The sequence below is a fragment of the Klebsiella sp. JB_Kp004 genome (assembly GCF_040065795.1).
GTDB classification, from domain to species: domain Bacteria; phylum Pseudomonadota; class Gammaproteobacteria; order Enterobacterales; family Enterobacteriaceae; genus Klebsiella; species Klebsiella quasipneumoniae.
In genome coordinates this window covers 257,622-269,502 of record NZ_JBEAKW010000001.1, presented here as the reverse complement: position 1 = coordinate 269,502, position 11,881 = coordinate 257,622, and the positions used below count along the sequence as shown (strand labels likewise).

Below are 11,881 nucleotides of genomic sequence, written 5' to 3'. Positions count from 1 at the left end.
CCGTGAGTTCAACTCCCTATGGGAGATCATCATGTTTGTTTGTCCCTACTGCGGCGCAAACGCCCGCACCCGCACCAGCCGCCGGTTAAGCGAGTTCACAATCCGGCAATACCATCAATGCCAGAATCTTGAATGCAGCGAGTCATTCACGACACTTAACACCGTAGAGCGCAGAGTAACAAAGCGCTCAACCAGCGCAGATCCTTTGCCGCCAGGATTTATCCCCGGCGACGCTTTCCCTGCTTCTCATTACGGGAACAGTCAACTTAGTCTTGCAGTATAAAAATAGCCCCCTGGAAAGGGGGCTATTCTTGTCAATGTGGTCGATATGTGGACACTTTTGAAATAAATCCTTTTATTTCAATTTATTAAATCCCAAAAAAAAGCCCCGTCGGGGGCGACGGGGAAAAACTCATTGATTATGGAATGATCTGTTCTCTGGTCAGTTCGAGAACAAGGGTTAATCTACGGGGGAAAAGTGCAGGCAAGATGGAGAAAACGTGGAGATTCAGGCTAAAATCCCCGGGAATTGAAGAAAGGGAGAAAAGATGAAAAAGTTACTGGCTATTTTGCCCCTGGCGCTGGCCGGCTGCGCCCAGCCGCAGCCCACCGCGCCGACGAAAACCATCGGCATGGCCAATCCCGCGTCGGTCTACTGCCAGCAATCCGGCGGCACCCGGGTGCCGGTGCAAACGCCGCAGGGCGTCAGCACCCAGTGCAAGCTGCCCAGCGGCGAAACCCTCGATGAGTGGGCGCTATGGCGCCGGGACCATCCGGCTAAATCGTAACCGGCAGGGCCGCCAGCCAGGCGGCCAGCACCCGGGCATGATTCTGCTCGGTGTTCTTCGCGGCGTACAGCAGCGTCAGCGGCTGGCGCTGCGCCAGCGCCGCCAGCCGCAGGCCCGTTTCGCGATGGGCGTCGAGCTCCTGACGATAGCGCTGGCTGAAGTGGCCGAAATCGATCGCCTCGCCGTGAAAGGCTTTCCGCAGCTCAGCGGACGGCGTTAACTCTTTACACCACTCATCGCAGGCCAGCGCCTCTTTTTTAATCCCCCGCGGCCAGAGACGGTCGACCAGCACCCGATAGCCGTCGCTGCTTTCCTGTGGATCGTACACCCGTTTACATTGAATCATCATCCTGCTCCCTCTGTGCCATCCAGGCGAGCAACTGCGGGATCTGCCCGTCGGAAAATACCGTGATGCCGTGAGCGCGCAGCAGGTCGGCGGCCACGCCGGCGCCCGCTTTGCGCCGCCCGCGAAAGGAACCGTCATAGATAAACTGACTGCCGCATGTGGGGCTGCCGTCGGTGAGTAATGCCGCCTGACATCCTGCTTCCCGGGCGGCGCTGAGCGCCAGCCAGGCGGCCAGCTGATAATGTCCCGTGACGTCGCGGCCGTCGCTTTCCACGATCCGCGCCCGTCCGGCAAGCACATCGCCGCCGGCGCCGCCGAGGATCTCCGCCGGCAGGCGGGGCGTCGGCAGACCGGCCGCCAGCTCCGGGCAGTGGATCACCAGACGATCCGCCTGCTGCCAGCGGGACAGCGTCGCCGCCAGCTGCGCTTTCTCGCTACCGTTATATCGCACCTGGAATCCCAGCAGGCAGGCGCTGACCAAAAGCTTACTTTTCATCCTCTCTCCCTTTTGCGCTTGATCCAGTATACCTCACCCGCCGGCCACGGCGGGGGGGTGAAAATAAGGATTGTGTTCCGCGGAGGGGATCGCTATCCTGACGTGCCTTGTGCTGCTCGTCTCGTCCAGACATAAGGAACCTGCTATGAAAACCCCTTTACGCCTCGCCCTCGTCGGCGATTATCACCCCGATATTGTTGCCCATCAGGCCATTCCCCTGGCGATAGACGATGCTGCCGCCGTGCTGGATCAGCCGGTGAAATATGACTGGCTCGCCACCCCGTCGATCGCCTCCGGCGACGCGCTGGCGGAGTACGATGCCGTCTGGGTCGTTCCCGGCAGCCCGTATCGTCACCCGGAAGGCGCGTTTGCCGCTATCCGCTATGCCCGTGAAAACAGCATTCCTTTCCTCGGCACCTGCGGCGGCTTTCAGCATGCGGTGATTGAATACGCCCGTAACGTGCTCGGCTGGCAGGACGCCGGTCATGCGGAAACCGACAGCGAAGGGCGGATGGTGATCGCTCCCCTCAACTGCTCGCTGGTGGAGACTACTGCCGTCGTCGAGCTGCGGGCGAATACGCTGATTGCCCGCGCCTATGGTCGGGAGAGCATTGAAGAGGGCTACCACTGCCGCTACGGGGTGGACAGCGCGTTTGCCGCGGAGCTGGAGCAGGGCGATCTGCGCGTCACCGGCTGGGATGAAGAGGGCGAGATCCGCGCCGTCGAGCTGGTGACGCACCCGTTTTTTGTCGCCACCTTGTTTCAACATGAACGTCATGCGCTGGACGGGCGTCCTGCGCCGCTGGTGCAGGCGTTGCTGCGCGCCGCGGCACAATAACCCTACCGGCAGCGGGCGCTGCCGGTCATTTTCAGGGATGAATCTCCCGGTCGCGCCCGGCGAGGGCGCCGCAGACCGCCATCACCAGCGAAATCAGCGCCACCGCCAGCAGCGGAATATGCCAGTCGCCATTGGCATCGTGGATCCTACCCATCAGCGGCGGTCCGCAGGCGGCCAGCAGATAGCCGACGCTCTGCGCCATCCCCGACAGCGCCGCGGCCTGGTGCGCCGAGCTGGCGCGCAGGCCGATAAACGTCAGGCCGAGGATCATCGTGGCCCCGGAGCCAAAGCCGAACAGCAGCGTCCAGCCGATGGCCAGCCCTGGCAGCAGCCACAGCCCGGCGGCGCTGATGGCGCACATCAGGGCGACCAGCACCGCGATCCCACGCTGGTCGCGCAGCCGATGCAGGATCAACGGTATCGCCAAACCGGGCGCGGCGGTCGCCAGCTGCAGCAGGCCATGCAGCGAGCCGGCCTGCGCTTCGCTATAGCCCATACTCTGCAGAATCGACGGCAGCCAGCCGATAATCACGTAATAGACCAGCGAGTTGATGCCGAGGAACAGCGTCACCTGCCAGGCCAGCGCCGACCGCCAGATCCCCCGGTTATGCATGGCGCCTGAGCCGGTCAGCGGCGCCTCCGCTTGACGCCGGGACTGCGGCAGCCAGCTGACGAGCGCCAGCAGCGGGAAGATCATCAGCAGCAGCAGCGCCCCGCGCCAGCCGAATCCGGCCATCGCCACGGGGACCACCAGCGCCGAGCCAAGCGCCGCCGCGCCGCCCATCGTCAGGGAATAGGCGCCGGTCATCCGGGCGACATGCTGCGAGAAATCCCGTTTAATCAGCCCGGGCAGCAGCACGTTACCCAGCGCAATGCCGCAGCCGATCACCGCCGTGCCGATAAACAGCCATGCAGCGGAGGGCAGGGAGCGCAGGGCAATGCCGGCGCAGATCAGCAGCATCGCCAGTAGCAGGCTGCGCTCCATGCCGAATCGGCGGGCAACCCCAGCCGCCAGCGGCGAGACAAGGCCAAAGGCCAGCAGCGGCAGGGTGGTGAGCAGCCCGGTCTGCGCGGTGGTCAGGCCATAGTCGCTACGAATCGCGTCCAGCAGCGGCGCCGCGCCGGTAAAGACCACGCGCAGGGTGGTGGCGATGAGCAGGATACCGGCAATCAGCAGCGCGGGGCGGCGGCCGGTGGAGGAGATCACAGAAGACATATCATTCTCAAGGTAACTAACGAGGGGGGTTACGATAGCGACTTTGCCCCCTGTTTAAATCAAGCTAAAATGACAGATTATCGCTAATATCGGACAACATGATGATCGGACTGGGTCTGGATGGTTATGAACCGGACAGTGGCCACGAATCGGCTATTGCCTTTCGTATTCGGGTGGTGGAGGCGGAGCAGTATATTCCGGCGCATTCCCACCGTAAGGGGCAGCTGATCCTCGCCCTGCACGGCGCCTTGACCTGCGAGGTGGAGAACGCGATGTGGATGGTGCCGCCGCAGTATGCGGTGTGGGTCCCGGGGCAGCTTTCCCACAGTAACCGCGCCACCCCCGGCGCCCAGGTGTGCTTCCTGTTCATCGAGCCGGGCGCCGCGCCGATGCCGGACCGCTGCTGTACGTTAAAGATTTCCCCGCTGGTGCGTGAGCTGATCCTCACCCTGGCGGAACGCGGCGGCGAGTCGCTGGCCGCCCCCGCCACGGCCCGGCTGGTGCAGGTGCTGTTTGATGAGCTGCCCCGGCAGCCGCAGGAGCACCTGCAACTGCCGGTATCGAACCACCCGAAAATTCGCCAGATGGTGACGATGATGGCCGAGGATCCGGCGCGCTGGCAGACCCTGAGCCAGTGGGCGGCGGAGTTCGCGATGAGCGAGCGCAATCTGGCGCGGCTGGTGGTGCGTGAAACGGGGCTGAGCTTTCGCCGCTGGCGCCATCAGCTGCAGCTGATCCTTGCGCTGCAGCAGCTGATCCGCGGGCAGACGGTGCAGCAGACGGCCCAGGCGCTGGGCTACGATTCCACCACCGCCTTCATCACCATGTTTAAGAAAGGGCTCGGACAGACGCCGGGCCGCTATCACGGCAGCCTGGCTACGACTTCCCAATAAACAATGAGATGATCCCGGCGGCAATCAGCGGCCCGACCGGGACGCCGCGAAACAGGGCGACGCCGAGCACCGTACCGACCAGCAGTCCGGCCACCAGATGCGGCTGGGAGCCCATCAGCGAGACGCCGCGCCCGCCGAGCCACGAAACAAACACCCCGACCGCAATCGCCAGCAGTGATTTCCAGTTCATAAAGGAGTGGATCAGGGTCGACGGCGGCAGCGTGCCGCTGGCGATGGGCGCCATCACGCCGATAGTCAGAATGATGATCCCGACGGTCAGTCCCTGTTTCTCAATCCAGGGAAAGAAGGCGTTCAGCGGCGTGACGCGCACGATAATCAGCACGAGGATGGAGATCGCTACGGTGGTGTTATGGCTGATAAAGCCGAGCGCCGCCAGACCCAGCAGGATCAACAGGGTGGTATCAAACATGTACAGAGGTCCTTGCCAAAAAAGAAAGCCAAAAAATATCCCGCTTACTCTACGCATCATGGCGTGAATAAACAGGATTTTTGCGCCATGCGGCGGAAATCAGGGCCGATGCCCGGTTAGCTAAGACGGCGAAAGGTCGCGATCTCCGGTCGGGCGATATGTAAATAGTCTTCGGTATCGAGAATGATCGACCGGTCCAGGCGCCCGGCGTTAAAGGCGATTTGTGGAAAGCGCTCAAACAGCAGCGGGTCGGCCACCAGGCGCAGCGCCGGATGGAAGCTGAAGGGGGGAATGGCGCCGAACACGCAGGCGGTGAGCGCCTCCACTTCCGCCGGGCTGGCCAGCGAGGCTTTGCTGCCGCCGATATGCCGGGCCAGGCTGGCGAGGTCGGCCTGCTGATCGGCGGCGAGGATCGCCAGCACATGCTGGTTGACGCCGTTTCCTTTTACTTTACAGACTAACGCTTTCGCACCCTGGCCAAGCGCGGTGCCGCGGATCGCCGAGACGGCTTCGCACTGGCCGACCGCGTCGTGCGCCATCACCCGGTAGCGCGCCTGGTGTTCGTCGAGCAGCGCGCACAGTCGCTGGTGGATATTACCTTCTACTGCTTCAAGCATAGCGTCCTCCTGACAGCATAAAGCAGCCAGCTTAGCGCTGTTGCGCCGGCCTGCCAACGGTGGGCCGGGAAATTCACTATTCACTCATTATTGCTTCACAGTGCTGTGTTGCAATCCCGCAGGGCTGGATGAGTTTTGTAAATAAAAAAAAGAATGATTTTCATTTTCAATCGAACTTTTTTTATTTCGCTCAGTCTTTATCGGACGACACAGAATATTAATGATTGCCGTAATGAGGTTAGGATGATGCACGATGCAACCATGCAGGGTTCCCCACGCAAGAAGTTTAATAAAATAAGGGAGCTCAACAGACGGCGAAATTACTTTACTAAGAAAGTACGTAATGCTCTGCGGGTGGGAGTGGCGAAAGCGCTCTGGGATCGCCGACGCCGTCAGCCGGTGGATTTGTCGTCCGCGAAAACTGTCTTACTGATGCGCAACGAGGGGGCGGTCGGCGATGTGGTGGTGGATTCCGCGCTGGTGAAATGCCTGCATCAGTCAGGCTATATCGTTGATTTCCTGCTGACGACCTCTAATAGCCAGGTGATGCGTTATAACCCGCGGATCCGCCATATTTATGAAGCTGACCCGGTCACGTCCGCCGATTTTTTGCGAAAATTTAATCATAACGTTCCCCGCGACGTTATTAATGAACTGGCTAATAATAAGTACGATATTATTATTGACCCTTCGCTGTTCGATATTCCCGTGCATCGTCTACGGCTTTTCCGACAAATAAAAGCGAAATCGGTGCTCGGGTTTAATAAATGGCCGTCGATTAAGCACTACTCCCACTCTTTTGATTTTGACTGCCAGCGCTGGCACGTGACGAAAACGTTCGAGTTGATCGCCGATTATCTCAAACTGGACACCTGTGGGCTGGATGCTTACGACCTGGCGATCCCCGGGCCGATTATGCAGGAGGTGGCGCAGTATCTGGCGTCGCTGAGCGGAAAAGCGGTAGTGATTAATATTTTTGCCGGCCATGCCGACCGCAGTCTCTCGCAGACGCAGCTGGCCGAACTCCTCGACAAGCTGCTGGCTCGCCATCCGGGGATCGCGGTGATTCTGCTCGATCACCGGCGCGAGATCCGCATCCCGCTGCCGCCGGAGGTGGTGGTTAATCCATTTAACACGTTGCACCATGCGATGGCGCTGATTGCCCAGGCGGAGCTGATTATCTCCCCGGACACCTCGGTGGTGCACATGGCGGCGGCGTGGAACAAACCGCTGATCGCGGTCTACAAGGACGTTCTGCTCAACAACCGTCTGTGGGCGCCGGGCTATGACAACGCCAGGCAGGTTATCGTTAAATGCGGGAAGGTGCATCAGCATCGCGAGCTGGTGGATCGGATAATGGCGGCGCTGCCGGAGACGCTGTGAGGCGATGAGGGGAGGCTCACCTGCTGGCCGTATGCAAGAGCCAGCAGGTGAGCGAAGGTTGCATTGCCAGTCTGCAACCGCCGCTATTGTACTGTTGCCCGTGGCTCTGCCACATCCGGGAAAGCTCTTAAAGAGGGGGGGCCGCGAGGGACGGGCGGGATTACTCTTCAGTGAGCCACATGTCCGCCTCTTCAAACATCTCCTGCACCGTGCGGCTGATCAGCTCTTTTTCATGCTTGCTGGCGTCGGTGTTGATCGCCGGGAGCGTCATCATCGGCTTCACCCGCACTTCCGCCTCCGGAAAAATGCGCTGCATGCGTTTGGTCAGCTCGTTAAGAATGGTCTCTCTGGCGCCCGGCAGCCCGGCAAAATTGCGCTTGTCATAAATCAGTTCCACAAACATCTTCTGTCCTCTGTATGCTGATCGCGGGCGATAGTTTTACTGTATTAATGTACAGTGTCAAGCGATTGCCGCGGCGCTGCGTATCCGCCACCTCGCGCGGCGGGCGGGCTGCGCGCAAAAGCAGCAAACGGTCCGCCACCGACGACGGTGACCTTTAGTGACATCAAGGAGTTATTTCAGTGCTGGCGATTGATAGCTGGAGCCGATATTGACCGGCAAAACCGGCAAAACTACTGTATATATATTCAGTATTATATGATGGGTTGAAAAATGAACTTTTACACGCCGGTTGAGCTACGTCAGATTGTCTCCTTTCCCTTTTTTGCCGACCTGGTGCAGTGCGGCTTTCCCAGCCCGGCTCAGGACTATGTCGAGAAGCGAATCGACCTCAACGAGCTGCTGGTGCAGCATCCCAGCGCGACCTATTTTGTCAAAGCCGCTGGCGACAGCATGATCGACGCCGGCATTGACGAAGGCGATCTGCTGGTGGTGGACAGCGCGCGCAAAGCGGAGCATGGCGATATCGTGATTGCCGCCGTCGGCGGCGAGTTTACCGTAAAAAAGCTGCAGCTTTTGCCGCGGGTGCAGCTTAACCCGATGAACCCGGCCTATTCGCCCATCGTGGTCGGCCGCGAGGAGACGCTCGATATTTTCGGCGTGGTGACCTACATCATCAAGGCGGCGGGCTGATCATGTTCGCGCACTGTGATGTGAACGCCTTCTATGCGAGCTGCCAGACCGCCTTCCGGCCAGACCTGAAGGGGCGGCCGGTGGTGGTGCTGTCGAACAACGATGGCTGCGTGATCGCCCGCTCGGCGGAGGCGAAGCCGTTTGTGAAAATGGGCGAACCCTACTTTAAGCAGAAGGCGGCGTTTCTTCGCCACGGCGTCGTGGCGTTCAGCAGCAACTATGAGCTGTACGCCGACATGTCCAGCCGGGTGATGTCCACCCTGGAAGAGCTCGCCCCGCGCTGCGAAATTTACAGTATCGATGAAGCCTTTTGCGATGTCAGCGGCGTGCGCCACTGCAGAGATCTGACTGACTTTGGCCGGGAAATCCGCGCCACGGTGCAGCAGCGCACCCATCTGACGCTGGGCGTCGGGATCGCCCCGACCAAAACCCTGGCGAAGCTGGCCAACCACGCGGCGAAGCAGTGGCAGCGGCAGACGGGCGGGGTAGTGGATTTATCTTGCCCGCAGCGGCAGCGAAAGCTGATGGCGCTGCTGCCGGTGAGTGAGGTCTGGGGCATCGGGCGGCGGATCGGCAAAAAGCTCGAGGCGATGGGGATCGGCACGGTACTCCAGCTGGCGGAGAGCGATATCCGCTTTATCCGCAAGCACTTCACGGTGGTGCTCGAGCGAACGGTACGGGAGCTGCGCGGCGAGCCTTGCCTGGCGCTGGAGGAGTTTGCCCCCGCGAAGCAGGAAATTATCTGCAGCCGCTCGTTCGGGGATCGCATTACGGCCTATGAGGATATGCGCCAGGCGATCTGCAGCTATGCCGCGCGGGCAGCAGAAAAGCTGCGCGGTGAGCATCAGTACTGCCGGTTCGTCTCCGCCTTTGTCAAAACCAGCCCCTTCGCGTTGAATGAACCCTATTACGGCAACAGCGCCTCGCTGAAGCTGCTGACGCCGACGCAGGATTCCCGGGATATTATCGTCGCGGCGACAAGCTGCCTGGACGCCATCTGGAAAGCGGGGCACCGCTATCAGAAGGCCGGGGTGATGCTCGGCGATTTCTACAGCCAGGGCGTCGCCCAGCTGAACCTGTTCGACGAGCTTGCCCCGCGGCAGAACAGCGCCAGGCTGATGCAGGTGCTCGACCAGCTGAATGCGAAAAACGGCAGGGGGGCGCTCTATTTTGCCGGCCAGGGGATCCAGCAGCAGTGGCAGATGAAGCGAGAGATGCTATCGCCGCGCTACACCACGCGATACGGCGACCTGCTCCGCGTCAGATAACGCGCGCTATCCCTGCACCGCGTCCGGAAAAACCGCCGCCAGCCAGTCAATAAAGACGCGGAGCCGGGGCGGCACGTGCCGGTGCCGGGCATAGACGACGTGAAAAGGATAGGGGGCCGGGCGCCAGGCGCTGAGGATCTCCACCAGTTTGCCGCTCGCCAGCGCGGGTCTTAGCGAATAGGTAAAGGTCTGCACAATGCCTAAGCCCGCCTCGACGGCGGCAATATGCGCGTTGCTCTCATTGATGCCGCGATGGGGCTCTGTCTTGAGCTCGGTACTGACGCCGTGACGCGTAAAGCGAAACGGAAACGCTCTGCCGCTGGCCGGCGACAGGTAGCTGATGAGCCGGTGGCCATGGTTCAGTTCATCCGGCGAGGCGGGCGTACCGTAGCGCTGAAGATAGCAAGGGGTGGCGCAGGTAACCAGCGTCGCCTCGCCGATTTTACGGGCGATCAGCGTCGAGTCTTCCATCGGCCCGCCGCGGATGGCGCAGTCAATATTGCCGCTGATGAGGTCCGCGGGTTTATCGGCCACCTGCAAATCAATATGGATATCCGGCCAGGAGGTCATAAAGTCCGCCAGCATCGGGATCAGCACATCGCGCGCGGTCGACCCGCCGATGGCGATCCGCAGATGGCCCTTCGGCTTATTGTGGGCGGTATTGAAGGAGGCGTCGATCTCTTCCAGGTCTTCCAGCAGGCAGCGAGCTTTTTCATAGTACTCCCGTCCTTCCGGCGTTACGGTAATACGCCGGGTGGTGCGCTGCAGGAGGGAAACCCCCAGGTGCGCTTCCAGTTGCTTGATGGTTTTGCTGAGCGTGGCGTTGGGCATATCCAGCGAGTCCGCGGCGCGGGTAAAGCTGCCGGCTTCGACAACGCGGGTGAAGGCTTTGAGGGCTGAAAACCGGTCCATTATGGGCGTGATCCTGGTTATTGGACGTTATTATCCACGGAGGGGAAAAGTGTTTTTCAGATTAGGCCATTTTTCCGCCTCTCTGAGGCGATTACAGTGCTTTCCATACCCGGCGGGGCGCTTTCGCGAGCCTGGCCTGTTTATACTCTAACCAAGGAAATGCACCATGAGCAAAAAACTTGCGGATAAAGTGGCGTTAGTGACCGGCGGCAGCACCGGGATTGGCCTGGCGTCGGCGAAAGCGCTGGCGGAGCAGGGCGCGAAGGTGTATATCACCGGCCGCCGACAGGAGGAGCTGGATGCGGCGGTAAGATTCATCGGGCCCGCCGCCCGCGGGATCCGCGCCGACGCCGCCGTGTTAAGCGATCTTGACGCGGTATTTGCGACCATTGCCGACGAGTCCGGCCGCCTGGATGTGCTGTTCGCCAATGCTGGCGGCGGGGATATGCTGCCGCTCAGCGCCATCACCGAAGCGCACGTCGAGCGGATTTTCGCCACCAACGTGCGCGGGGTGGTGTTCACCGTGCAGAAAGCGCTGCCGCTGCTCACCGACGGCGCCTCGGTGATTTTGACCGGCTCTACGGCGGCGGTCAAAGGGACGGCTAACTTCAGCATCTATAGCGCCAGTAAAGCTGCGGTACGCAGCCTGGCGCGCTCCTGGGCGCTGGAGGTGAACGATCGCGGGATCCGCATCAATGTCGTCAGCCCGGGGCCGGTACGTACCCCGGGTCTGGGCGGGCTGGTGGCGGAGGCGGACCGTCAGGGCTTGTTCGATGCTCTGGCCGCCAGCGTGCCGCTCGGGCGGCTGGGCGAGCCGGAGGAGATTGGTCGGACGGTGGTGTTTTTAGCGTCGGATGAGTCGAGCTTTATTAACGCCGCAGAGATCTATGTCGACGGTGGAATGGCGCAAATCTAAGCACAGTCTGTCGCCAGGCGAGCCGCCCTGGCGGAGACCGGGGCGGCTCGTGGTTTTGCCGATCGCTTACTCATCGTCCGGGTGGGCAGCTTATTGCGCGCCCAGCTGTTTCATCAGCGTCAGGTTATCTTCAATATGCCAGTTGGCGGTAATTTTACCGCCGCTGATCTGATAGATATCGGTGGCGATAAAATCGATATTTTGTCCCTTCCCCTGCCGGGTGCCGAAGGTCCCGGTAAAGTGGCCATGAAAATGTAAGTGTGAGACCACCCGGTCACCGGCCACGATCATTTGTTCGACATCACAGCGTAAATCCGGCACCGCCTGGCGAAACGCTCTGGAGGCGAGGATCGCTCCTTCCGGCCCCTGTTGGCGCCCTTCCGGGGGCGTTTTATCGATAAAGTTCTCCGCCAGTGCCGCCCGGGCCAGCGCGTCATCGCCGGTATTCCAGAACGTGGCGTATTGCCTGGCGACATATTCATTGGCGGCGCGTGTGGCAGCGGGAAGGCTGCCGTCAGCGATGAGTTGTGCCGGCTTCAGCAGATCCTGTTGGGCTGCGTACGCGGAGCCGGACATTCCGGCAAGCAGCAGCGCGGTGGCGCAGCGACGGCGCGTGAGGCCGCGCCTGGCCAGCGTGCGGGCAACAGCGACACCACACCCGGCAGGTAACATATTGTGGGTCATT

16 protein-coding genes and 1 pseudogene are annotated in these 11,881 nt (G+C 61.0%); 8 read left to right on the top strand and 9 right to left on the bottom strand.

All coding sequences use genetic code 11. The features are described 5' to 3' along the window. The first annotated feature begins 31 nt into the window (after window positions 1–31). Together ABLX76_RS01295 and ABLX76_RS01290 are read left to right on the top strand one after the other, a co-directional pair. Entirely contained in the window at window positions 32–283 is a 252-nt protein-coding gene (locus ABLX76_RS01295; protein ID WP_004213128.1) for an ogr/Delta-like zinc finger family protein, read from the top strand. Between the two features lie 265 nt (window positions 284–548). After that, a complete protein-coding gene (locus ABLX76_RS01290) occupies window positions 549–788 on the top strand; it encodes a DUF333 domain-containing protein (RefSeq protein WP_023289245.1) in 240 nt (79 codons plus the stop codon). Here ABLX76_RS01290 and ABLX76_RS01285 read toward each other — a convergent pair. Both ABLX76_RS01285 and ABLX76_RS01280 read right to left on the bottom strand, forming a co-directional pair. Beyond that, complete coding sequence (locus tag ABLX76_RS01285) at window positions 778–1,116, bottom strand: DUF488 family protein (RefSeq protein WP_348873884.1); 339 nt, start codon at window positions 1,114–1,116, stop codon at window positions 778–780. The genes ABLX76_RS01290 and ABLX76_RS01285 overlap by 11 nt on opposite strands. A gap of 4 nt (window positions 1,117–1,120) precedes the next feature. Beyond that, window positions 1,121–1,630, bottom strand: a complete 510-nt coding sequence (locus ABLX76_RS01280; protein ID WP_348873801.1) for a DUF523 domain-containing protein — start codon at window positions 1,628–1,630, stop codon at window positions 1,121–1,123. Window positions 1,631–1,775: 145 nt separating this feature from the next. Here ABLX76_RS01280 and ABLX76_RS01275 point away from each other — a divergent pair, with 145 nt between their 5' ends. After that, window positions 1,776–2,468, top strand: coding sequence for a CTP synthase (locus ABLX76_RS01275; protein WP_348873799.1), 693 nt, complete (start codon window positions 1,776–1,778; stop codon window positions 2,466–2,468). A 31-nt stretch (window positions 2,469–2,499) separates the two neighbouring features. On the opposite strand, the gene ABLX76_RS01270 is transcribed toward ABLX76_RS01275, so the two are convergent. Beyond that, complete coding sequence (locus ABLX76_RS01270; protein WP_072096660.1) at window positions 2,500–3,675, bottom strand: CynX/NimT family MFS transporter; 1,176 nt, start codon at window positions 3,673–3,675, stop codon at window positions 2,500–2,502. 107 nt (window positions 3,676–3,782) lie between these two features. Here ABLX76_RS01270 and ABLX76_RS01265 point away from each other — a divergent pair, with 107 nt between their 5' ends. Further along, the gene (locus tag ABLX76_RS01265; protein WP_072096654.1) at window positions 3,783–4,577 is read left to right on the top strand and encodes a helix-turn-helix transcriptional regulator; all 795 of its coding nucleotides are present in this window, start codon (window positions 3,783–3,785) and stop codon (window positions 4,575–4,577) included. Here the strand turns inward: ABLX76_RS01265 and ABLX76_RS01260 are convergent. The 3 genes and pseudogenes from ABLX76_RS01260 to ABLX76_RS01250 all read right to left on the bottom strand — a co-directional run bounded on the left by ABLX76_RS01260 (window position 4,561) and on the right by ABLX76_RS01250 (window position 5,876). Next, a complete protein-coding gene (locus ABLX76_RS01260) occupies window positions 4,561–5,007 on the bottom strand; it encodes a DUF441 domain-containing protein (protein WP_004203746.1) in 447 nt (148 codons plus the stop codon). The genes ABLX76_RS01265 and ABLX76_RS01260 overlap by 17 nt on opposite strands. Window positions 5,008–5,123: 116 nt before the next feature. Beyond that, window positions 5,124–5,624 carry a YbaK/prolyl-tRNA synthetase associated domain-containing protein gene (locus tag ABLX76_RS01255; RefSeq protein ID WP_023289251.1) on the bottom strand — a complete coding sequence of 167 codons (501 nt, stop codon included), beginning with the start codon at window positions 5,622–5,624 and terminating at the stop codon, window positions 5,124–5,126. A 95-nt stretch (window positions 5,625–5,719) separates the two neighbouring features. Further along, a pseudogene (locus ABLX76_RS01250) lies at window positions 5,720–5,876 on the bottom strand (hypothetical protein). On the opposite strand from ABLX76_RS01250, the gene ABLX76_RS01245 reads away from it, so the two are divergent. Beyond that, window positions 5,871–7,007, top strand: coding sequence for a glycosyltransferase family 9 protein (locus tag ABLX76_RS01245; RefSeq protein ID WP_072096653.1), 1,137 nt, complete (start codon window positions 5,871–5,873; stop codon window positions 7,005–7,007). The pseudogene ABLX76_RS01250 and the gene ABLX76_RS01245 sit on opposite strands and share 6 nt — an antisense overlap. 160 nt (window positions 7,008–7,167) lie before the next feature. Here the strand turns inward: ABLX76_RS01245 and ABLX76_RS01240 are convergent, their stop codons facing one another. After that, a complete protein-coding gene (locus ABLX76_RS01240; protein ID WP_004203750.1) occupies window positions 7,168–7,410 on the bottom strand; it encodes a DinI family protein in 243 nt (80 codons plus the stop codon). 270 nt (window positions 7,411–7,680) lie between these two features. Between ABLX76_RS01240 and ABLX76_RS01235 the strand changes: the two genes are divergently transcribed. Together ABLX76_RS01235 and ABLX76_RS01230 are read left to right on the top strand one after the other, a co-directional pair. Then, window positions 7,681–8,100 carry a translesion error-prone DNA polymerase V autoproteolytic subunit gene (locus tag ABLX76_RS01235; protein ID WP_032452491.1) on the top strand — a complete coding sequence of 140 codons (420 nt, stop codon included), beginning with the start codon at window positions 7,681–7,683 and terminating at the stop codon, window positions 8,098–8,100. Between the two features lie 2 nt (window positions 8,101–8,102). Then, entirely contained in the window at window positions 8,103–9,368 is a 1,266-nt protein-coding gene (locus ABLX76_RS01230; protein WP_101861468.1) for a Y-family DNA polymerase, read from the top strand. Window positions 9,369–9,374: 6 nt separating this feature from the next. Here the strand turns inward: ABLX76_RS01230 and ABLX76_RS01225 are convergent, their stop codons facing one another. After that, on the bottom strand, window positions 9,375–10,280 hold the full coding sequence (locus ABLX76_RS01225) for a LysR family transcriptional regulator (RefSeq protein WP_348873796.1): 906 nt from the start codon (window positions 10,278–10,280) through the stop codon (window positions 9,375–9,377). A gap of 166 nt (window positions 10,281–10,446) precedes the next feature. Here ABLX76_RS01225 and ABLX76_RS01220 point away from each other — a divergent pair, with 166 nt between their 5' ends. After that, window positions 10,447–11,196, top strand: coding sequence for an SDR family oxidoreductase (locus ABLX76_RS01220; RefSeq protein ID WP_012542112.1), 750 nt, complete (start codon window positions 10,447–10,449; stop codon window positions 11,194–11,196). A gap of 90 nt (window positions 11,197–11,286) precedes the next feature. On the opposite strand, the gene ABLX76_RS01215 is transcribed toward ABLX76_RS01220, so the two are convergent. Next, window positions 11,287–11,880: an ester cyclase gene (locus ABLX76_RS01215; RefSeq protein ID WP_101977910.1), complete on the bottom strand. Its 594-nt coding sequence runs from the start codon at window positions 11,878–11,880 to the stop codon at window positions 11,287–11,289. Window position 11,881: the final 1 nt, after the last annotated feature.